This window comes from Serratia sp. PL7, assembly GCF_945957435.1.
The window spans coordinates 156,149-177,293 of record NZ_CAMFLB010000012.1 but is presented as its reverse complement, the minus strand read 5'-3'; the positions used below and the strand labels follow the sequence as shown (position 1 = coordinate 177,293).

Annotated in this window: 15 protein-coding genes and 3 tRNA genes; 8 read left to right on the top strand and 10 right to left on the bottom strand. The window is 60.9% G+C overall.

Translation table 11 applies throughout. The annotated features are described in order from the left end of the window. The first annotated feature begins 59 nt into the window (after window positions 1-59). Both ppnN and xni read left to right on the top strand, forming a co-directional pair. A complete protein-coding gene (gene ppnN / locus N6G83_RS34140) occupies window positions 60-1,424 on the top strand; it encodes a nucleotide 5'-monophosphate nucleosidase PpnN (RefSeq protein ID WP_019455737.1) in 1,365 nt (454 codons plus the stop codon). A 54-nt stretch (window positions 1,425-1,478) separates the two neighbouring features. After that, complete coding sequence (gene xni, locus N6G83_RS34135; RefSeq protein ID WP_015378904.1) at window positions 1,479-2,237, top strand: flap endonuclease Xni; 759 nt, start codon at window positions 1,479-1,481, stop codon at window positions 2,235-2,237. A 39-nt stretch (window positions 2,238-2,276) separates the two neighbouring features. On the opposite strand, the gene rlmM is transcribed toward xni, so the two are convergent. The 4 genes from rlmM to N6G83_RS34115 form a co-directional block, all read right to left on the bottom strand. Beyond that, window positions 2,277-3,380: a 23S rRNA (cytidine(2498)-2'-O)-methyltransferase RlmM gene (rlmM, locus tag N6G83_RS34130; protein WP_019455735.1), complete on the bottom strand. Its 1,104-nt coding sequence runs from the start codon at window positions 3,378-3,380 to the stop codon at window positions 2,277-2,279. Continuing rightward, entirely contained in the window at window positions 3,373-3,768 is a 396-nt protein-coding gene (locus N6G83_RS34125) for a DUF423 domain-containing protein (RefSeq protein WP_004931896.1), read from the bottom strand. Before N6G83_RS34125 ends, rlmM begins: the two co-directional genes overlap by 8 nt. A 51-nt stretch (window positions 3,769-3,819) precedes the next feature. Beyond that, a complete protein-coding gene (locus N6G83_RS34120; protein WP_025304049.1) occupies window positions 3,820-4,737 on the bottom strand; it encodes a transcriptional regulator GcvA in 918 nt (305 codons plus the stop codon). Window positions 4,738-5,122: 385 nt separating this feature from the next. Continuing rightward, window positions 5,123-5,347, bottom strand: coding sequence for a YgdI/YgdR family lipoprotein (locus N6G83_RS34115; RefSeq protein WP_025304050.1), 225 nt, complete (start codon window positions 5,345-5,347; stop codon window positions 5,123-5,125). Window positions 5,348-5,543: 196 nt separating this feature from the next. Here N6G83_RS34115 and csdA point away from each other — a divergent pair, with 196 nt between their 5' ends. Both csdA and csdE read left to right on the top strand, forming a co-directional pair. Then, entirely contained in the window at window positions 5,544-6,749 is a 1,206-nt protein-coding gene (gene csdA / locus N6G83_RS34110; RefSeq protein WP_197826877.1) for a cysteine desulfurase CsdA, read from the top strand. 19 nt (window positions 6,750-6,768) lie between these two features. Continuing rightward, window positions 6,769-7,203 carry a cysteine desulfurase sulfur acceptor subunit CsdE gene (csdE, locus tag N6G83_RS34105; RefSeq protein WP_049206161.1) on the top strand — a complete coding sequence of 145 codons (435 nt, stop codon included), beginning with the start codon at window positions 6,769-6,771 and terminating at the stop codon, window positions 7,201-7,203. On the opposite strand, the gene tcdA is transcribed toward csdE, so the two are convergent. Both tcdA and mltA read right to left on the bottom strand, forming a co-directional pair. Next, the gene (gene tcdA, locus N6G83_RS34100) at window positions 7,194-8,000 is read right to left on the bottom strand and encodes a tRNA cyclic N6-threonylcarbamoyladenosine(37) synthase TcdA (RefSeq protein ID WP_025304053.1); all 807 of its coding nucleotides are present in this window, start codon (window positions 7,998-8,000) and stop codon (window positions 7,194-7,196) included. The genes csdE and tcdA overlap by 10 nt on opposite strands. An 84-nt stretch (window positions 8,001-8,084) precedes the next feature. Continuing rightward, window positions 8,085-9,221: a murein transglycosylase A gene (mltA, locus tag N6G83_RS34095; protein WP_025304054.1), complete on the bottom strand. Its 1,137-nt coding sequence runs from the start codon at window positions 9,219-9,221 to the stop codon at window positions 8,085-8,087. A gap of 216 nt (window positions 9,222-9,437) precedes the next feature. Here mltA and N6G83_RS34090 point away from each other — a divergent pair. The 3 genes from N6G83_RS34090 (at window position 9,438) to N6G83_RS34080 (ending at window position 9,790) form a co-directional block, all read left to right on the top strand. Further along, window positions 9,438-9,514: transfer RNA gene (locus tag N6G83_RS34090), tRNA-Met, on the top strand. 57 nt (window positions 9,515-9,571) lie between these two features. Next, a tRNA-Met gene (locus N6G83_RS34085) sits at window positions 9,572-9,648 on the top strand. Window positions 9,649-9,713: 65 nt separating this feature from the next. Next, window positions 9,714-9,790 (top strand) — tRNA-Met (locus tag N6G83_RS34080). A gap of 90 nt (window positions 9,791-9,880) precedes the next feature. Here N6G83_RS34080 and amiC read toward each other — a convergent pair. Then, window positions 9,881-11,134: an N-acetylmuramoyl-L-alanine amidase AmiC gene (gene amiC, locus N6G83_RS34075; protein ID WP_004931882.1), complete on the bottom strand. Its 1,254-nt coding sequence runs from the start codon at window positions 11,132-11,134 to the stop codon at window positions 9,881-9,883. A gap of 239 nt (window positions 11,135-11,373) precedes the next feature. On the opposite strand from amiC, the gene argA reads away from it, so the two are divergent. Beyond that, a complete protein-coding gene (argA, locus tag N6G83_RS34070; protein ID WP_049206113.1) occupies window positions 11,374-12,699 on the top strand; it encodes an amino-acid N-acetyltransferase in 1,326 nt (441 codons plus the stop codon). Window positions 12,700-12,737: 38 nt separating this feature from the next. Here the strand turns inward: argA and recD are convergent, their stop codons facing one another. The 3 genes from recD to ptrA are packed head-to-tail and all read right to left on the bottom strand — an operon-like array spanning window position 12,738 to window position 21,021. Then, window positions 12,738-14,588: an exodeoxyribonuclease V subunit alpha gene (gene recD, locus N6G83_RS34065; protein WP_043139870.1), complete on the bottom strand. Its 1,851-nt coding sequence runs from the start codon at window positions 14,586-14,588 to the stop codon at window positions 12,738-12,740. Then, on the bottom strand, window positions 14,585-18,136 hold the full coding sequence (gene recB, locus N6G83_RS34060; RefSeq protein ID WP_260516157.1) for an exodeoxyribonuclease V subunit beta: 3,552 nt from the start codon (window positions 18,134-18,136) through the stop codon (window positions 14,585-14,587). Before recB ends, recD begins: the two co-directional genes overlap by 4 nt. Beyond that, window positions 18,133-21,021, bottom strand: coding sequence for a pitrilysin (ptrA, locus tag N6G83_RS34055; protein ID WP_260516156.1), 2,889 nt, complete (start codon window positions 21,019-21,021; stop codon window positions 18,133-18,135). Before ptrA ends, recB begins: the two co-directional genes overlap by 4 nt. Window positions 21,022-21,145: the final 124 nt, after the last annotated feature.

Here is a 21,145-nt window from a genome sequence, read left to right as displayed (position 1 = left end):
GATGCTGTTTTGCTGCGTATGGATTACTACCGCCCCGCACCGGGTGCAAAGGAGTTACCTTGATTACACACATCAGCCCGCTTGGCTCTATGGATTTATTGTCGCAGCTGGAAGTAGACATGCTGAAACGCACTGCCAGCAGCGACCTGTACCGCCTGTTCCGCAACTGTTCGCTGGCCGTGTTGAACTCCGGCAGCCAAACCGACAACAGCAAACAGCTGCTGTCGCGCTATGAAACCTTCGATATCAACGTGCTGCGCCGCGAGCGTGGCGTGAAACTGGAGCTGGTCAACCCGCCGGAAGAAGCGTTCGTCGACGGCCGCATCATCCGTTCATTGCAGGCCAACCTGTTCGCCGTGTTGCGCGACATCCTGTTCGTGCACGGCCAAATCGCCAGCGCCGGCCGTTTCCAGCATCTGAACCTGGAAAACTCGGCCCACATCACCAACCTGGTGTTCTCGATCCTGCGCAATGCACGCACGCTGCATCTGGATGAAGATCCCAACATGGTGGTGTGCTGGGGCGGCCACTCGATCAACGAGAACGAATACCTGTACGCGCGCAAGGTCGGCAGCCAGCTGGGCCTGCGCGAGTTGAACATCTGCACCGGCTGCGGGCCGGGCGCCATGGAAGCGCCGATGAAAGGCGCGGCGGTCGGTCACGCGCAGCAGCGTTACCGCAACAGCCGCTTCATCGGCATGACCGAACCGTCGATCATCGCCGCCGAGCCGCCTAACCCGCTGGTGAACGAGCTGGTGATCATGCCGGACATCGAAAAACGCCTGGAAGCCTTCGTGCGCATCGCGCACGGCATCATCATCTTCCCAGGCGGCGTCGGCACCGCCGAAGAGCTGCTGTACCTGCTGGGTATCCTGATGAACCCGGAGAACAGCGAGCAGGTGCTGCCGCTGATCCTGACCGGGCCAAAAGAGAGCGCCGATTACTTCCGCGTGCTGGACGAGTTCATCATGAACACGCTGGGCGACGCCGCGCGCCGTCACTACACCATCATCATCGACGATCCGGCGGAAGTGGCACGGCAGATGAAAAAAGCCATGCCGCTGGTGAAGGAAAACCGCCGCAACACCGGCGACGCCTACAGCTTCAACTGGTCGATCCGCATCGCGCCGGATCTGCAGCTGCCGTTCGAGCCGACCCACGAGAACATGGCGAACCTCAATCTGTATCCGAACCAGCCGCCGGAGCAATTGGCCGCCGCGCTGCGCCGCGCCTTCTCCGGCATCGTGGCCGGCAACGTGAAGGAAAACGGCATCCACGCCATTGAGCAGTTCGGCCCGTACAAGCTGCACGGCGAACCGCAGATGATGAAGCAGATGGACAGCCTGCTGCAGGGCTTTGTCGCCCAGCACCGCATGAAGCTGCCGGGCAGCGCCTATGTGCCCTGCTACGAAATCGTCGCCTGATCCTCAATCCCGGGCGGCGTAACGGCCGCCCTGTTTTTTCTGACCTTGCCGCCCATGATGATACACCTACTGATTGTCGACGCCCTGAACCTCATCCGCCGCATTCACGCCGTACAGGGCTCTCCTTGCGTCAACGCCTGCCGCCACGCGCTGCAGCAGCTTCTCCAGCACAGCCGCCCGACCCACGCGGTAGCGGTATTCGACGAGGACGATCGCAGCGATAGCTGGCGTCACCAAATTCTGCCGGACTACAAGGCCGGGCGTTCGCCGATGCCGGAAAACCTGCAGCAGGAGATGCCGCAGTTGCGTGAGGCCTTCGCCGAACTGGGCGTCGCCAGCTGGCATTCACCCGGCAACGAGGCAGACGATCTGGCGGCCACGCTGGCGGCGAAGGTCGCCGGCGGCGGCCACCAGGTGACCATCGTCTCCACCGACAAAGGCTATTGCCAGCTGCTGGCGCCGAACGTACAGATCCGCGATTACTTCCAGAAACGCTGGTTGGATATGCCTTTCGTGCAGCAGGAATTCGGCGTGCAGCCGCAGCAACTGCCGGACTACTGGGGGTTAGCGGGGATCGGCAGCAGCAAGATCCCCGGCGTGGCCGGCATCGGGCCGAAAACCGCCGTGCTGCTGTTGCAGCAGTCGGGCAGTCTGGACGGGATCTATCAGCACCTGGAGCAGGTGCCGGAGAAATGGCGCGGCAAGCTGGAGCAGCACCGCGAGCTGGCCTACGTCAGCAAACAAGTCGCCACGCTGCGCACCGATCTGTCGCTGGACGGCAACCTGCAGCAGCTGCGACTGCCGATACAATAAGGGCGCTGCAAGCAGCGCCCTTCATCAGGTTTAACGCGATTAATCGCGCTCGTCGCGGCGACCCGGCACCGCCGACCACATGCGGCGCACGTGTACGGTGATCTCTTCGCGGTCGTGATACAGCTGTTTGGCGTGCACTTCGACGCTGATGCCGGCAGCGCCCAGCGCTTCGCGGATGCTCATCAGGTTTTGCGACACTTCCTCATAGCGCTTTTTCATCGGCAGCTTGAGGTTAAAGATCGCTTCGCGGCACCAACCTTTCACCAGCCACTGAATCATCAGGCTGGTCACTTTCGCCGGTTTCTCCACCATGTCGCACACCAGCCAGTAGATTTTGCTGCTGTTCGGCTCGAACTTGAAGCCGTCGGCGCGGTGGTGCGTCACCTGGCCGGTTTCCATCAGGCTCGGCGCCATCGGGCCGTTATCCACCGAATGCACCATCATGCTGCGTTTCACCAGCTGATAGGTCCAGCCGCCCGGGCAGGCGCCCAGATCGACCGCGTGCATGCCGCTGGCCAGGCGTTCGTCCCACTCGTCGGCGGGGATGAACACGTGGAACGCTTCTTCCAGCTTCAGCGTCGAACGGCTCGGCGCATCGGCTGGGAAGCGCAGACGCGGAATGCCCATGTAGAACGGCGAGTTGTTGTTGCTGTAGGAGTAACCGACGTAGCAGCAGCCCGGCGCGATAAAGAACACGTGCACCACCGGGCGAGTCGGGTTCTCGCGCGCCATCAGCACCTTCTGCTCGCGCATCGCGGCGCGCAGCGGCACCGTCAATTTGCGGCAGAATTTCATCAGCTCTTTGCTTTCGTTGGTGTCCGGCACTTCCACCCGCAGCTCGCCGCCGCGGTCAACCACGCCGATCAGCATGCCAACGATCGGCGATACCCGATCTTCCGGTGGCAGATCGCGCAGCAGCTCACCCACCACGATCATCTGGCGGGCGAAAATCAGTTCGCGGAACGGAATCTCCCGCGCCAGGCGATCGGCATCGTCCGGCTGATAGCATTCGAACAGCACGTAACCGCTGTGCTCTTTTACTCGTGCAAAGCCGTAAATCTCCAGCTGGGCGGCTTTGTCGGTGATCTCTGCCGCACACTCTTTTTCAAAGCCTGGGCGGCAGTACAACGCAATCTTATTCATGGCGCTCGGCCTTTTTCCTCAGACGCAAAGCGCCAATCAACATCAATATCCAGCCGATCAGGAAGCACACGCCGCCAACCGGCGTGATATATACCCAGACCTTCAGGTGCGACAGCGCCAGGCAATAGAGGCTGCCGCTGAACAACACGGTGCCGAACGCCAACAGCGCTCCGCTCCAGTAAAACCACAGGCTCACGCGGCGCTGCATCGCGACCGCCAGCGCCAGGATGGCCAGGGTGTGGAACCCCTGATACTCCAGCCCGGTACGGATCCAGGCCATTTCATTGGCGCCGAGCGTACCGCTTAACACATGCGCGCCGAATGCGCCCAACGCGACAAACACAAAGCCGCTGATAGCGGCGAAAACCAGCATGGAACGGCTGCTCATCGTGATCTATCCCATTAAAAATCACCGGCCGCGGCAAGGCGGCGGCCGGCCTTATTGTTCGTAGCGGAAGCGGAACTTCTCTTGTTCGCTGGCGGCACGCGCCAGGATCCACTGCCGGAAGGCGGCTATTTTACCCAGTTCTGCCTGGCTGTCATGACATACCAGATAAAAAGCGTTTTTACTGACCAGCACATCGTTGAACGGGCACACCAGGCGACCGGCTTCAATCTCGGTTTGCGCCATCACGTTGTTCACCAGCGCCACGCCCTGACCGTGCACCGCCGCCTGCACCACCATGGCGCTGTGGCTGAAGATCGGCCCCTGCTGCACGTTGATGTGCTGCAACCCCAGTTGGCGCGTATAAGCCAGCCAGTCGCGGCGTGAAACGTCATGCAGCAACGTATGATAAGCCAGATCCTCTGCGGTTTTCAGCGGATGATCGCCGGTCAGCAGGCTCGGCGAACACACCGGCAGCAAATATTCCGCATACAGGCGCTCGGCGCGCAGCCCCGGCCAGTTGCCGCGGCCGTAGAAAATCGCCACGTCGACGTCGTCCGCCAGCTTGTCCTCTTCGCGGTCCACCGCCTGGATGCGCACGTCGATGCCCGGATAAGCTGAGTTAAAGCCGGACAGCCGTGGCACCAGCCACTGAATGGCGAAGCTCGGCGGCAGACTGACGGTCAATGCCCCCTTGGCGCTACGCGCCTGCAGCTTGCGCGTCGCCTCGTTGATCGAAGAGAAAATCTCCTTGATATCGAGGTAGTAACTTTGGCCCTCTTCGGTCAGCAGCAGCGAGCGATTGCGCCGGCGAAACAGCTTCAGTCCGAGGAAGTCCTCCAGCGACTTGATCTGGTGGCTCACCGCGGCCTGGGTCACGAACAACTCTTCCGCCGCCTTGGTGAAACTCAGGTGGCGAGCGGCCGCATCGAACACGCGCAGCGCATTGAGGGGAGGTAAGCGTTTAGACATTAAATTAGCTACTTTTGTGTAACATTAATCCGAATGATTCGGCGCCGAAAATCGGGCGGCTTTGTGTGGCAAGCCATCGGTAAACGCTAACGGCGTATTGCCATTAGTTTTTTTAATCCGAGCCATTATAATTTGTCCGTTGAGGATGCGCCAGCAAATACCTATAGTGGCGGCACTTCCCGGGCCGGAACGAAAAGGGAGTGGGTGTCGAGGACGCCGATGAACTTTTGGCTTGTGGTTGTGATGTTGTGTTTGCAAATTGTCCGGCGATTCCGGACATGGTAGCTAGGCTACTGTTTTTTCACTTCCTGTACATTTACCCTGTCTGTCCATAGTGATTTTATGCAGCACCGCAAAACTTGCGGTGCTTTTTTTTGCCTGACGGTTACTGGTTGCTTTCAACCATCTCTTTCACATCGGCGCGGTTGATCTGCTGCTCGACGCCGTTAGCGTCTTTATAGCTGATCATGCCGGTATCGTTGTCCACTTTTGGCTTGCCGTCAGCGACAATGGTGCGTCCGTCATTGGTATGCATCACGTAGTTGCTGGAACAGGCGGCCAGGGTGAACGTCAGCATCAGGGCAGAGAGAACTGCGGCTGTTTTCTTCATTGAGGACTCCTTTTTAGTTTTAAATGCTGATAAATACCTTTTATGTGTATAGATGCGATTAATAAGCGCACATTTAATAGCATAACAAACTTTCCCAATTTTGCCAGGCGATAAGTCCTAATAGGCAGGATCGCTTGTCTCCGGCGGCAAAATAGGACAGGATCACCCATCGACTCAAGCCAGTGACAATCAGGGTATGACGCCTTTTAACCCCAGCCTTTTTCGCCAACAGTTTCCCGCGCTCGCGCAGGATGGTATCTATCTGGACAGCGCCGCCACCGCGTTGAAACCGCAGGCGGTCATCGACGCCACGCAGCAATTTTATCGCGATGACGCCGCCACCGTGCACCGCAGCCAGCATCGGGCGGCGCAGGATCTGACTGCCCGCTTCGAGCAGGCACGCGGCCAGGTGGCGAAATTGATCAATGCGCCGTCGGCCGACGACATCGTCTGGACGCGCGGCACCACCGAGGCGATCAACCTGGTGGCGCAGAGCTACCTGCGCCCGCGTCTGCTGCCGGGCGATGAAATCCTGGTGAGCGAAGCGGAACACCACGCTAACCTGATCCCCTGGCTGATGGTGGCGGAACAAACCGGCGCGCGGGTGGTGAAACTGCCCATCGGCGCCGATCGGTTGCCGGATTTGACGCAGCTGCCCGCCCTGCTCAACGACAAAACCCGCCTTTTGGCGCTGGGGCAAATGTCCAACGTCACCGGCGGCTGCCCGGATCTGGCACCGGCAATCGCCATGGCGCATGCCGCCGGCGCGCACGTGATGATTGACGGCGCTCAGGGCGTGGTTCACGGCCCGGCCGACGTACAGCGGCTCGATATCGATTTCTACGCCTTCTCCGGCCACAAGCTGTATGGCCCGACCGGCATCGGCGCGCTGTACGGCAAAGCCGAGCTGCTGGCGCAGATGGCCCCCTGGCAAGGCGGCGGCAAGATGCTGACCCAGGCGTCGTTCGACGGTTTTACCCCACAAAAGCCACCGCACTGTTTCGAAGCCGGCACGCCAAACATCGCCGGCGTGCTGGGGTTGGCCGCCGCGCTCACCTGGCTGAGTGAACAGGACATGGCGGCGGCGGAACATTACAGCCGCGAGCTGGCTGACCGGGCGGAACAGCAGTTGGCGCAGCTGCCGGGCTTTCGCAGCTTCCGCAGTTCCGGTTCCAGTCTGCTGGCGTTCGATATCGCCGGCGTACACCACAGCGACATCGTCACGCTGCTGGCGGAGCAAGGCATTGCGCTGCGCGCCGGCCAGCACTGCGCGCAGCCGCTGATGGCGGCATTAGGCGTCAGCGGCACGCTGCGCGCGTCGTTCGCCCCCTACAATACACAACAGGATGTCGATACGCTGGTCAGCGCGTTGACTCACGCCCTCGATCTGCTGGCCGACTGACGTGATTTCCGGAGACACTATGCTCGCCCCCCATCCTTTTGGCCGAGAGATCACCGCCGAAGCCTTGATCGCTACCTTCAGCGCGCTGAAACAGTGGGAAGACCGCTACCGCCAGCTGATCATGCTCGCAAAACGGCTACCGCCGCTGCCGGAGGCCTTGCGCAGTGAAGAAATGGCGTTGAGCGGGTGTGAAAACCGTGTCTGGTTAGGGCACCAATTGCTGGAAGACGGCACGCTACACTTCTATGGCGACAGCGAGGGCCGCATCGTGCGCGGCCTGCTGGCGGTGCTGCTGACCGAAGTGGAAGGAAAAACGCCGCAGCAGATCGCCGCATTGGATCCGCTGGCGCTGTTCGACCGTCTGGCATTGCGCGCGCAGCTGAGCGCCACCCGCGCCAGCGGCCTGGCGGCCTTGGGCTCCGCCGTCAAGGCGATCGCCGCCCGTTACGCCTGACGCGCCGCCTTCGCCACCATCTTTTTCAGCGCGTGCGATACGGCGACGAAACCGAAGGTGGCGGTAACCATGGTCGCCGCACCGAACCCCGCGCTGCAATCCATTCTTTTTGGCCCTTCCGCCGTGCTGCGCGAAGCGCACACCGAACCGTCCGGCTGCGGGTAAACCAGCGGTTCGCTGGAGAAGACGCAGTCGATGCCCAGCTTACCCTTACCGTTTTTCACCACGTTGAAATCGTGCTTCAACCGCTCGCGCAGCTTGGCGGCCAGCGGATCCTGGATGGTTTTGGCCAGATCGGCCACTTCGATTTTGGTCGGATCGACCTGACCGCCGGCGCCGCCGGTGGTCACCACCGGGATCTTGAAGCGGCGGCAGTATGACAGCAACGCCGCCTTCGGCCGCACGCTGTCGATCGCGTCGATGACGTAGCTGAAGTTATGGTCCAGCAGCTCGGCGACGTTGTCCGGGGTGATGAAATCGTCGATGCAGGTCACCCGGCATTCCGGGTTGATCGCCAGGATACGCTCCGCCATCACCTCGGTTTTCGATTGCCCGACATGCTGGCGCAACGCGTGGATCTGGCGGTTGGTATTGGTAACGCAGACATCATCCATGTCGATCAGAGTGATGGCGCCGATGCCGGTGCGCGCCAGCGCCTCAGCCGCCCAGGAACCCACGCCGCCGATGCCGATCACGCAGACGTGCGCCTGCGCGAACACCGCCAGCGCCTGCTGGCCGTACAATCGCGCCGTGCCGCCGAAACGCTGCAGATAGGCTTCCGAATAAGCTGTGCTCATAACGCTTTAATTACCTTCGTAATGCAAATGATAAGGGCCGGAAAATCCGGCCCTTGCGGGTCAATCTTTTCACGTCGTATGCGTTTACCGAGTGGCCAGCAACGAACCGCCGCCGTTTGACTGATTGGCGCTGAACAACTGACCGCCACCGTTGTTCTTCAGCACCCAGACGCGACCATAGTGGTTGTAGTATCCCGCCGAGTGGCCGGCATCCGGCCCGATGCCCTGATACATGTCAAAATGCTGGCCCTTGATGGCCCCGCCCACGTCGAGTGCGACCATCAGACGCATCTCGTATTTTCCCGTGAATTTACCCTTGTTGTCCAGCAGCGGCACTTCGGCCAGCAGCGTAGTGCCCGCCGGGATCAGCGAACGGTCGGAGGCCACCGAGGCTTTGGCGATCAGCGGCACCGCACTGGCGCCCTTCACCGGCGCAAAAGCTTCCGGACGGAAAAACACGAACGACGGGTTCTGCTCCAGCAGCTCACGCACCTCTGCGGCGCTGTGGGTATCCGCCCACTGACGGATCGCCTGCATCGACATGTCCGCCTTGGCCACTTCACCGCGATCGATCAGCACCTTGCCGATGCTGCGATAGGCGTGGCCGTTCTTGCCGCCGTAGCCGAAGAACACCAGCGGCTGGCCGTTGCCGTAGTCGACATAGCCACTGCCCTGGACTTCCATCATGAAGTTGTCCATCAGCGAGTTGGTGTAAGCGATGATATAGCGATCGTCAAGCGCGCCGGAATAGATGCCCGCGCGATCCGGCAAGCGGCCTCTGCCCTTCGGCGGCATGCGGTACAGCGGATAGCGGAACTCGCCCTGTTGGGTATAGCGCGCCTGCACCACCGGCGTATAGTAGCCGGTAAACTGCACGTTGCCGTAATTGTCGACACCTTCCATCTGGTAAGCGCTGAGGCCGTACTGGCTCAGCATGCGCGTGTCGGCGCCGGACGCCATCCAGCTTTGCACCGCCTGATAGGTGCTATTGTTGCGGTTAAACAGCGAAGGCGACGCGTACTTGATCTCCATCAGCTGATCCGAATAATCCTTGGCGTTGACCGGCGAACCTTTGGCGTTGGGCTGATTGACCAGCTCCAGCGATTGATCCAGACGGCCGTCTTTATATTGCTGACCCCGATCGGTCGGCTTGGACGAACAGCCCGCCAACACCGCCACCAACAACCCGCCCAGCAGGTATTTGCCCCAACGTCCTTTCATCGCGCACACTCTCAAACTGATATGATCTACCGGCTGAACGATAACAAACGCTCATTGATAAAGGAATCGCTGCAAATAAAAAAAGCCGCACGGAGGATGGTGATGAAAAAGAAGGCAAATTGCGGGCAAATCCAGCAGAAAAACGGGTTTAGGCCAATAAAATGCAAAAAGGGTTTGCAACAAAACGCACGGAGAGTATAGTGCGCATCCATCGGACGCGGGGTGGAGCAGCCTGGTAGCTCGTCGGGCTCATAACCCGAAGGTCGTCGGTTCAAATCCGGCCCCCGCAACCAACCGATGCCGCATTGGCGGTATTTGCGTTTGGCTTCGATAACAAAGTATTATACGGACGCGGGGTGGAGCAGCCTGGTAGCTCGTCGGGCTCATAACCCGAAGGTCGTCGGTTCAAATCCGGCCCCCGCAACCAACCGAATGTCGTACCAGCGGCATAACATGAACGGTGGTTTCGTAGTAATACAGCATCAAGACGGACGCGGGGTGGAGCAGCCTGGTAGCTCGTCGGGCTCATAACCCGAAGGTCGTCGGTTCAAATCCGGCCTCCGCAACCAACTCTTGATGACAACAGATAAGCACCCTTCCGGGTGTTTTTTTGTATCTGCAATCCGCAAAAATAGCCGGACTCGCGCCCGGCCCTACTTTTATCGGCTCGCCAGCGCGCCGCCGTTGGCGAAATAAGCCTTGATCCCCGCCAGAATCGACTCCGCCACCTGCTGCTGGAAATGGCTGGTGCGCAGCTTGCGCTCCTCTTCGATGTTGCTGATAAATGCCGTCTCTACCAGGATCGACGGGATATCCGGCGCCTTCAACACCGCAAAACCGGCCTGATCGACGCGATTCTTGTGCAACCGGTTGATTTTCCCCATCCGATTCAACACTTCCTTGCCGAACTTCAGGCTGTCGTTGATGGTCGCGGTCTGGATCAGATCGAACATGGTATGGTCGAGATAGCGGTCGCCGCTCTTGCTGACGCCGCCGATTTGGTCCGACGCGTTCTGCGTCTGCGCCAGGAACTTGGCCGCCGAGCTGGTGGCGCCCTTGGTGGACAACGCGAACACCGATGAACCGCGCGCGGCGCGGCTGGTAAAGGCGTCAGCGTGAATCGAAACGAACAGATCGGCGCGCTGCTTGCGCGCCTTGGCGACACGCACCTTGAGCGGGATAAACACATCTTCGTTGCGCGTCATGAACACTTTCATGTTCGGCTCGCGCTTGATCATGGCGCTCAGCTTGCGGGCAATCTGCAGCACGATATCTTTCTCGCGCGTCTTGTACTTGCCGATAGCGCCGGGATCTTCGCCGCCGTGGCCAGGATCCAGCATGATGACGATCGGCCGATCGCGCCCCGCCTTGCCGGCCTGCGGCGCTTCCGGCGGCAGCGTGCGCTCCAGATCGCCCTTGTTGTAATCTTCCAGTAACGCCAGTAGCGGATCATACTCCTCACCGCCGCTGCCGCCCTTGGTCGGGTAGAGATCCATCACCAGACGGTTGCGATACTCCGGTACCGGCGCCAGCGTGAAAATATGCGGGCTGACGCTCTGCTTGAGCTCAAGCACCAGCCGCACGGTATTCTGATCAAACTGGCCGACGCGCGCCTGCTTGAGATACGGATCGTCGGCGCGCACCTGCCCGGCAATACCTTTCAGCACGCTGTTGAGGTGGACGCCTTCGATATCCACCACCACGCGATCGGGATTGGTCAGGGCAAACTGCTTGTATTTCAGCTCGACGTTGGATTCCAGCGTGACGCGGGTATAAGTGGAGGATGGCCAGACGCGCACGGCAATCACGTGCGACGACGCGGCGAAGCCCGTGCGACTCACACTCAGCAACCAGCTGGCGGCAACGCCCTGTAATAAACGACGGCGGCCCAGATTGTGATTAGCGTTTGGCATGCGGCTCCGGCAGTAATAACTGTTTACAACAGATGAAAAAAACACCAATGACTTGGGAATGCCGAAAACTTTAACCAATCATTCCTGCCCTGTCATCAGAAAATCTTTTTATGGTTTTTCAATTTATTAACGATTTAGCGCCCTTAGCTCGCTCTTCATGGCGATTTCCCACTTGCCATTAGCGCCATAAAAGAATAAAAATACAAAAATATCGTATAAATATTCACAAGAGGTTGCCCGTGAAGGAACGTAGTACAGAGCTGGTGCAAGGATTCCGTCACTCAGTCCCTTATATCAATGCCCACCGTGGCAAGACGTTTGTCATCATGCTCGGCGGGGAAGCCATCGAACACGAGAATTTCTCCAACATCGTCAACGATATCGGGCTGTTGCATAGTCTGGGCATCCGCCTGGTAGTGGTTTACGGCGCACGGCCGCAGATCGACGCCAACCTGGCGCAGCATAACTCTGAGCCGCTCTACCACAAGCACACGCGCGTAACCGACGCCCATACGCTCGAACTGGTCAAGCAGGCTGCCGGTTTGTTGCAGTTGGACATCACCGCCCGCCTGTCGATGAGCCTCAACAACACGCCGCTGCAGGGCGCGCACATTAACGTGGTCAGCGGCAATTTCATCATCGCTCAGCCGCTGGGTATCGATGACGGCATCGACTATTGCCACAGCGGCCGCATTCGCCGCATCGATGAAGAAGCGATCCATCGCCAACTCGACAGCAACGCCATCGTGCTGATCGGTCCGGTCGCGGTCTCAGTCACCGGCGAGAGTTTCAACCTGACTTCGGAAGAAGTGGCCACCCAGTTGGCGATCAAACTGAAAGCGGAAAAAATGATCGGTTTCTGCTCCTCACAGGGCGTGACCGATGCAGAAGGCAATATCCTTTCCGAACTGTTCCCCAACGACGCGCAAAAGCGCCTTGAAGAACTGGAGGAAGGCGGCGATTACCATTCCGGCACCGTGCGCTTCCTGCGCGGCGCGGTGAAAGGCTGCCGCAGCGGCGTGCGCCGCAGCCACTTGATCAGCTATCAGGAGGATGGCGCGCTGGTGCAAGAGCTGTTCTCGCGCGACGGCATCGGCACCCAAATCGTGATGGAAAGCGCCGAGCAGGTGCGCCGGGCGACGATCAACGACATCGGCGGCATCCTGGAACTGATCCGACCGCTCGAACAACAGGGTATTCTGGTGCGCCGTTCGCGTGAACAGCTGGAGATGGAGATCGACAAGTTCACCATTATCGAACGCGACAACCTGACCATCGCCTGTGCGGCGCTGTACCCGTTCCTGGAGGAAAAAATCGGTGAGATGGCCTGTGTCGCGGTACATCCCGATTACCGCAGCTCTTCGCGCGGCGAGATGCTGCTGCAGCGGGTGGAAAATCAGGCGCGGCAGATGGGGCTGAAGAAGCTGTTCGTGCTGACCACCCGTAGCATTCACTGGTTCCAGGAACGTGGCTTTACCCCGGCGGAGGTCGACGTGCTGCCGATGCAGAAACAGGCGTTGTACAACTACCAGCGCCGCTCCAAAATTCTGCTGGCGGATCTGTAATCACAGTGGGCGCGGCCGTTGCCGCGCCCGTTCATCGCTTATTCCGTTGCCTGCAACCGTTCAGCCAATCCGCTGCGGCGCTGGGTCGGCGTGCGAATAGCCCGCAGCAGTACCGTCTCCGTAGCGTACAGTGAGAGCTGCTTACGCGCACGAGTGATCGCGGTATAGACCAGCTCACGCGTCAGCACCGGCAGGAAATGGTTCGGCAACACTAGAACCGTATGGTCAAACTCCGATCCCTGTGATTTGTGCACCGTCATGGCATAAGCGGTTTCATGCGCCGGCAAACGGCTTGGCTGTACCGACTTGATGCTGCCGTCGGGCAGTTGGAAATGCACGCGCAGATCGCCGTGCTCATCCGGCAATGTAATGCCGATATCCCCATTGAACAGCCCCAGTGCGCTGTCGTTGCGGCCGATCATCACCGGCCGCCCCCGGTACCAGCGGCCGAGCACGCCCGGTTTGCGGTCGATCAGGCCCGCACGCTGCAGCCCGAGCTCAATGCGCTCGTTCAGGCCGGCGACGCCGAACGGCCCTTCACGCAGCGCACACAGCACCTGGAAACGGCCAAAAGCCGCCAGCACCGTCGCCGCGTCCGCCCCTTCGGCCGTCAGCCGCAGATAGTCGCGGTAGCCCGCCACGCAGGCATCCAACAGCGCCTGATACTCTTCGCTCGTCGCCAGCGCATAGCCCGCGACATCGCCGAAACTGCCGTTTAGTGCCGCCAGTGCGCGATCCCCCGCGCCGGCGTTGACCGCCAACGCCAGCTGGCCGATGCCGGAACGGGCATCGAAACGGTAGCTCTTGCGCAGCAGACACAGGCTATCGCGCACCGCCGCTTCCGCGTCGGCCTGCCGCCCTTCGATCGAACAGCCGGTCAGGCGGCTCAGCTCTGCGGCACGCGCATCGCTGTATCCCTGCTCGGCAAAACGGCAAATATCCCCCAGCACCGCGCCGGCCTCTACCGAAGCCAGCTGATCGCGGTCGCCAAGGAAAATAACCCGAGCCCGATCGGGCAACGCGGCAATCAGGCGCGCCATCATCGGCAGATCGACCATCGAGGCCTCATCCACCACCAGCACATCCAAATGCAGCCGGTTGCCGCGGTGATAGCGCATGCGCTGACTGTTCGGTTGCGCCCCCAACAGACGGTGCAACGTCGCCGCCTCCGTCGGGAACAACGCCTGCTGCGCCGGGGTCAACGCCAACTGACGGCTGGCGCTGCCAAGCGACTCCGTCAGGCGCGCCGCCGCCTTGCCGGTCGGCGCCGCCAGCTGAATTCGCAAGCGCGCGCTTTCATCCAGTTGCACCAGCGCCGCCAGCAGCTTGGCGACGGTGGTGGTTTTACCGGTGCCCGGCCCGCCGGAAATCACCGCGATACGCCGCGTAGCCGCCACCGCGGCGGCGATCTTCTGCCAGTCGGGTTCGTCACTCGCCGTGCCGAACAAGCGGTCGAGAATGGCGCGCAACGCCTCCTCCGGCACCGCCAGCGATTCACCTTCGCCGCCGATAAACGCCGCCACTTCACCTTCGTTTTGCCACATGCGCTGCAGGTATAAACGCGGCCCGCGCAGTACCAGCGGCGTTGCGCCGCTGCCATCCCCGACCGCCGCACTGGCCGCCAAACGCTGCTGCCAACGCGCGCTATCCGGTCGCCCGACCGCCTCCCACACCGCCAACGCCAGCGCCGGTTGGCGCCCTTCAAACAGCGTGTCCGCCTGCAGTTGCTCCAGCATCAGGCAGACATGACCGGCCCCCGCCTCTGCGCTCAGGCAGGCGGCGGCCAGCAAAATATCAGGCTCGTCTTCGTTCGCCACCACGCGGGCGAACTGCACGTCCAGCGGGCGCAGCGCGCCAAGCGCCACCGCCTGCTCCAGCAGTGCGATCATGATCCTTCCTCCGCCGCCGCAGCCTCGCCGCTGAACAAGCGATCCATCCCCTCCACCAACTCAAACTCGGGGAGACAGGTGAAAATGCCATTGCCCGGGTGCGCCGCATCCACGCCGCGCAGGAACAGATAAATCACCCCGCCAAAATGGCGTCGGTAATCATAATCCGGCAACCGATGGCGCAGATAACGATGCAACGCCAGCGTGTACAGCTGGTATTGCAGATCGTAACGATGCTCCGCCATCGCCTGCTCCATCGCCGGCCGGGTATAGGCGCTGCTGTCCTCTCCTAGCCAGTTGGACTTGTAGTCCAGCAGGTAGTATTTGCCCTGCCAGCAGAACACCAGGTCGATAAAACCTTTCAGCATGCCCTGCACCTGGTGAAAATCCAGCGCCGGACAGCGGGCGGAAAGCGGATCGTAACGCTTCACCAGGGAATCGAGCTCCTTCGCCTGCAACAGCCGATTAATCGGTAAATAGAACTGCAGCTCTGCCTGCTTATGCTGCGGCGTCAGCGCCGCCAGCGTCACGCCGCTGTCATCGAGCGGCGTATTGAGCAGCACCTGCATCCACGCCAGCAGAATCGGTTGCCAGTGTTCGGCGAACCCTTGCTGCTGTAGCTGTTCCAGCAGCCACTGTTCGTCGAGCGGCTGGGTGAAGTCCAGCGTTTCAAACAGGCTGTGCAGGAAGGTGCCGGGCGTTGCGCCGCGCGGGAAGGTATGCGGTGTAAGCGCTGGCTCACTTTCTTCCCCGCGCTCACCGGCCGCGTCGACATCCAGACGCGGCAGCAGATCCTGCATCAGGCTCGCGCCGTGCTGTTGCAAACCGGTATAGCTGGTCACCCGCCAAAAATCCTGGATCCGCCGGGTAAAGCTTTTCGCCTCCAACGCCTCGGTTAGCGAAGCCTGGGGGTGCCAGGGTTCTTCATCCGGCGGTTCAACCAGCGACAGCGCGATACCGCCGCCCGCTAATTGCTGCAGCCGCTCCTGCAGATACACGGCGTCACCGGCTTGCCCGCCCTGCACCAGATAACCCAATGCGCTGCGGTGCAGATCGGTATCGCCCTGTTTCTTGCGCGTGCCCTGGAACAACGGTGCGATGCCGATGCTGCAGTGGTACACCGAGCGGGTCAGCGCCACATACAGCAGACGCAGGTCTTCCGCTAATCGCTCCTCCTCCGCCCAGGCCTGGCTCTCTTCATTGGCGTCGAGATCCAGCAACGCCTGGAAACTGTGGCGATCGTGATACAGCGCCTGTTGCTGCTGGCGGAAGTTGCCGACGAACGGCAGCCACACCAGATCGAACTCCAACCCCTTAGACTTGTGAATCGTGATCACCTGCACCAGATGCCGGTCGCTCTCCAGCCGCAACTGCTGATTATCGGACTGACGATTAGGCTGGGCGATCTGTTGCGCCAGCCAGCGCACCAGCGCATGCTCGCTGTCGAGCTGCGCCGCCGCCTCTTGCAACAGCTCCCCCAGATGCAGCACGTCGGTCAAGCGACGCTCGCCGCCGGCGCTGGCCAGCAGGTTCTCCGCCAGCTGGCGCGCTTTCATCACCTCGCTCAGCATCGGCAACACGCCGCGGCGCAGCCAGAGCGTACGGTAACTGTCGAATTCATTAACCAGCGAGTCCCAGGCGCGCTCATCGCGGCTCAGGCCGTCCAACGTCGGCGCGTCCAGCCCCATCAGCCCGGTGGCCATGGCGCTGCGCAGCGTGCGCTCTTGTTCCGGCGCCAACACCGCCTGCAACAACCACAGCAGGTCTTTGGCCTCCGGGGTGTCGAACACGCTATCGCGGTTGGACAGATACACCGAAGGAATAGAAAGCGCACTCAGCGCATCGCGCACCAACGCCGCCTCATTGCGGCTGCGCACCAGCACCGTGATATCGGAGGCTTGTACCGGCCTTGGCATCTTGCCACCCTGCAGCCACGCCTGGCCCTGCTGCCCGGCGCTGAGCCAGTCGCGAATTTGCGTGGCGCACAGGCGCGCCATCAGCTGTTGGTAATCACTTACACCGGCGCCTTCCCCCTGCTGCAGCCAGAACTGCATCGCCGGTTGCGGCTTGCCGTGCAATTCAAACGCCAGCCCTTGGTTCTTTTCCGCCGCGCTGACCTCGATAAAGGGGATTTGGCCGAACAGGAAAGGCTTTTCTACCTGAGAAAACAGGTGATTAACGCTGGCGACCATCGACGGCGACGAGCGCCAGTTGGTCTCCAGCGTATAGTGGGCGCTCACCTCTGAGCGCGCCCGCATGTAGGTAAAGATGTCGGCACCGCGAAAGGCGTAAATCGCCTGCTTGGGATCGCCGATCAGCAGCAGGCCGCAATCGGGCCGGCCGACGTAAAGTTTTTGGAAAATGCGGTATTGCTGCGGATCGGTATCCTGGAATTCATCGATCATCGCCACCGGGTAACGCTGGCGGATCGCCTGTGCCAGCTGTTCGCCGCCACCGCTTTGCAAGGCGCCGTCCAGCCGGCTGAGCAGGTCGTCAAACCCCAGCTCGGCGCGCTGGCGCTTTTCTTGCTGAATGGAAGTGCGGATCTCGCTGAGCGCGCGCGCCATGATCAGGTCGCGCAGCGTCAAGGGTTCATCAAACAGCTCGTCGATCGCCGTGAACAGCGCATGCCGCGGCGGCTCGCCTTTCTTGGCCTTCTCCAGCAGCACCGACTGGCGAAATTTATCCAGTTCCTTCGGCAGCTGGTAGTCCTGAGTCTCCTGCCCGCTCCATTCGCCGACCTTGTTCAGCCAGTTCGGCAGGTGTTTACTGCTGTAACTGCGCTTATCGACACCGGACTGGGCGATTAACGCCTCCAGATCGCCCGCCGCCGCCCGCCATTGCGCCTTGATGGCGTCGATGCGCGCGACGATCTGCTCGTGGCGCATCAGGACGGTTTCTTCGTCCTTCGGCGGCCGACGCAGCGCCGGCGCTTCACCGTGCAGATAACCGGAAAGATCGGCCAGCAACGCTTCCGGGCCGCTCCACTCCTGGCTGACCGCACGCGCCACGCCCAGTGGCAACGGATAGCAGTGGCGACGCCAGAAATCGGCGCAGGCCTGCCGCCGCAGCGGCAGTTCATCCTGCACCAGCGTTTGTTCAAACAGCATGCCGGACTCAAAGGCGTTGTGCGTCAACATTCGTTGGCAAAAGCCGTGGATGGTGTAAATCGCCGCTTCGTCCATCTGCCGCTCCGCCGCCAGCAACTGCGAGGCGGCGTCGGTCAAATCGTCAATTTCTTCCATCAGCGCCGAAAACAGCGGGTTGGCGCTGATACCGCGCACGCAGGCGATGCGCAGCCCGTGGATATTGTCGCGGATGCGCCCGCGCAGCTCCTCGGTGGCGGCCTCGGTAAAGGTCACCACCAGGATTTCTTCGACCGTCAGCGGCCGGGGAAACGCTGCTTCACCGCCCAACCCCAGCAGCAAACGCAGGTACAGCGCGCCGATGGTAAAGGTTTTGCCGGTGCCCGCCGACGCCTCGATCAGGCGTTCGCCGAACAACGGTAACGTCAGCGGCTCCAGCCTTTGCGGGGCAACTTCCGTCATGGCGTCGCCACTTTGCGCGGCAGGATCTGCTGCAATGCAGACGCGTTCGGATAGGTAACCCAATCCTTAGGCGCCGCGTAATCCGCCTTGTCTTGCCCGCTGCCGCTCACCTGCGACAGCACCGCCAGCCCCTGCGGTTGGATCACCGCCTGGTGGAAATAATCCGCCAGCTTGGCCGGCGTCAGCTGTTGCACCTGCGCAATCAGCTTCTGACGGGTATCGAAGGCGAAATTGCCGCGATCGAAATCGTTGGCGAACCGGCTGGCTTCTTCGCTGAGGGTTTGCGGCCGCTGCTTCAGCTCATTAATGAGCGCCTGTTTGTACTGCTCAAAATCGGCCTCGCTCATGTCGCGCAAGCGCTTCTCGGTTTTCGGGTAGAAATCCTGATAGCGCTGGTACAGGTAGGCCGGCTGTTTGCTGTTGCTCTGCAGCAGGAAGCCCACGCCCCACTGGCGGCCCACCGACATCGGGAAGGCGAAGACCGCATACCCCAATTGCTCCTGAGTGCGCAGCTGGCTGTAGAACCACGGCTGAATGATCTGCCCCAGCAGCGAGCTGTAGGCCATGCCGGTCACTTCGTCGTAGCCGGTCGGCACATAGACCGCCGCCAGCGCCGAGTCGGTGCTGCTGCCCACCTGTTGCAGGTTGGCTAGCTGATTCTTGTCCACCACCACGTCTTCGCCGTGCCACCATTCGATGCCGGTACAGCCCAGACGATGTTTCAACGTCGACGCCAACGTGTCGACCTGCTGCTTGCTCATGTTGCCCACCACCAACAGCTCCGGCGTGGCCTCGGCCAGCAGGCTGTCGCGATAGGCCAGCACGTCTTTCAGCGTCAGCGTCTTCAGCACTTCGCGGCGCTCGCTGCGTTCGGAATACGGCACGCGGGAAACCATCTGCACCGGCTGAATGGCCAGCTCAAACGCTTTGCCCTTCTCGGCGGCGTCCAACTGCTCCAGGTACCAGGATTTGGCCTGCGCCAGCTGATCTTCCGTCGGCGTGAAGCTGGAATAGCCCTCGATCAGCGCCGTCAACAACTGCGGCAAACGCTGGGTAAAGCCGTTGGCGTTAAACATCAGGCCGTTGTTCGGCGACGTCGAGAAACTCAACCCGCCGACCGACGCCTGATAGCTCAGTTGATCCAGCGCGAGGCCGGCCAGATAATCCGTCAGCGAGAACAGCACCTGGTTGCGCGCGGAATCCATGGTCTTGGCGTTGCGGAAAGCGACGGTGACGTCGGCCTTCGGCTCGTCGGCGAAATAACGGCTCGGCATATACAGCACGCGCAGGCCGGGTTTATCCACCACCATTTCCGGCTTTTTGAACTCGTGCGACGGTTTGGTCAGGGTGAAAGCATCCGGAATGTACGGGTTGAGCGCCGGCAACGACAGAGAAATGCCGCTGCCCAGCTGCTGCCACTGCGTAAAGCGCTGTGGCGTGATTTTGTCGACCTGGTAAGGCGCGTTGACGAAATAGGCCGTCTTGTTGTGCGGCTCATCGGGGCTGACGAACCAGATGCGCGCATTTTGCGGCGTCATGGCATCCAGACGTTCAGCGATCGCCTTGGGATCATAACGATCGGCCAGGTAGGGTGCGTCCAGCGCATGCTCAACCGGCACATGCAGCATCGTGTCCACCAGCCATTCGATGTAGTCCATGTCGCGCGTGATCGACGGATAACGGAAGTCCAGATTCAGAACGTGCGAGATTTCGTCGAAATAACTCTGCTTGATGCCTTCGCTGCGCAGCATTTTCAGGTAGTTGAAAATGGCGGCGACGACCTCGTCGCGTTTGGCCAGACCTTTGTCGGTCAGTGAAACGCTGATGGCGAAGACGCCGCCGTTGCGATCGACCATCGGATCCGCGCCGGCATTGATGGCATCCGCCAGCCCCTGCTTCTGCAACCAGTCAGACAGGGTGTTTTTGCTGCGGTTGCCGATCAGGTAGCTGATGTAGGTATCGGTTTTGCTGCGAAACGCGGCGCTGTTGTTATCGATGCGGAACTCGACCTTCAGCTGCTTGCGCGGCTGCGCCGGCACATAGTGAATGATGATTCCCTGCTGTTCCGGCGTCACGGCCGGCACGGTGATCGGCGGCACGCTGGCGTCGTGATTCGGCACGCGGCCAAAGGTTTTCGCCGCAATATCCGCCAACTGCGGCAGCGGCTGATTACCGTACAAAACGCCCATCATCAGGTTGGCGGAGTAGTAGCGTTTATAGAAGCCGGTCAGTTCATCATGCAACTTGCTGTCCGGCTTGTCTTTCAGCGTATCGAGATTGCCGCCGGAGAAGCGCGCGCTCGGGTGCGCCGGGTTAAGGGTTTCCGCGCCGACCTGCGCCATGCGCATGCCGTCGCGCGAACGCGCCATCGTCAATTCGGCGTTCACCGCGTTGCGCTCACGATCGGCATTGCCCGGATCCAGCAGCGGCTCGGCAATGGCGTCGGCCATGCGATCGACCGCCGGCTCCAGCGCGTCATTCTCCACTTCCAGATAGAAGGCGGTGCGATAAGAGGCCGTGCTGGCGTTATGGCTGCCGCCGTGCTTTTTCAGGAATTCGGACAGGTTTTCCGGCTCTGGATAGCGTTTGGAGCCCATCAGCACCATATGTTCCAGATAGTGCGCCAAGCCCAGTTGGCTGTTCGGATCTTCGAGCGACCCGACCGGCAATGCCAGCGCCGCCAGCGATTTCGGCGCCTGGGCATCGGACACCAGCAACACCGTCATGCCGTTAGCCAACTTGATCGCCTCGTACTGACGCGGATCGTGTTCGCTCTTGTTGATCTTCTCCGCCAGCGGTTGCCATCCTTGCGCGGCCCAACTCAACGGTGCCCAACACATAGCCAATAATACCAGCCCGGCGATACGGGCCAACTGTCTGCGCATATCCAAAATAAACCCCTATTCTGACGTCGCTACGCCCACTCCCTGACGTTGGCGACGTGCATCAAAACCACATAACCAAATCGGTACTCGCCGGGTTCTTCGCCAATGTGGCGGTCCGAACACG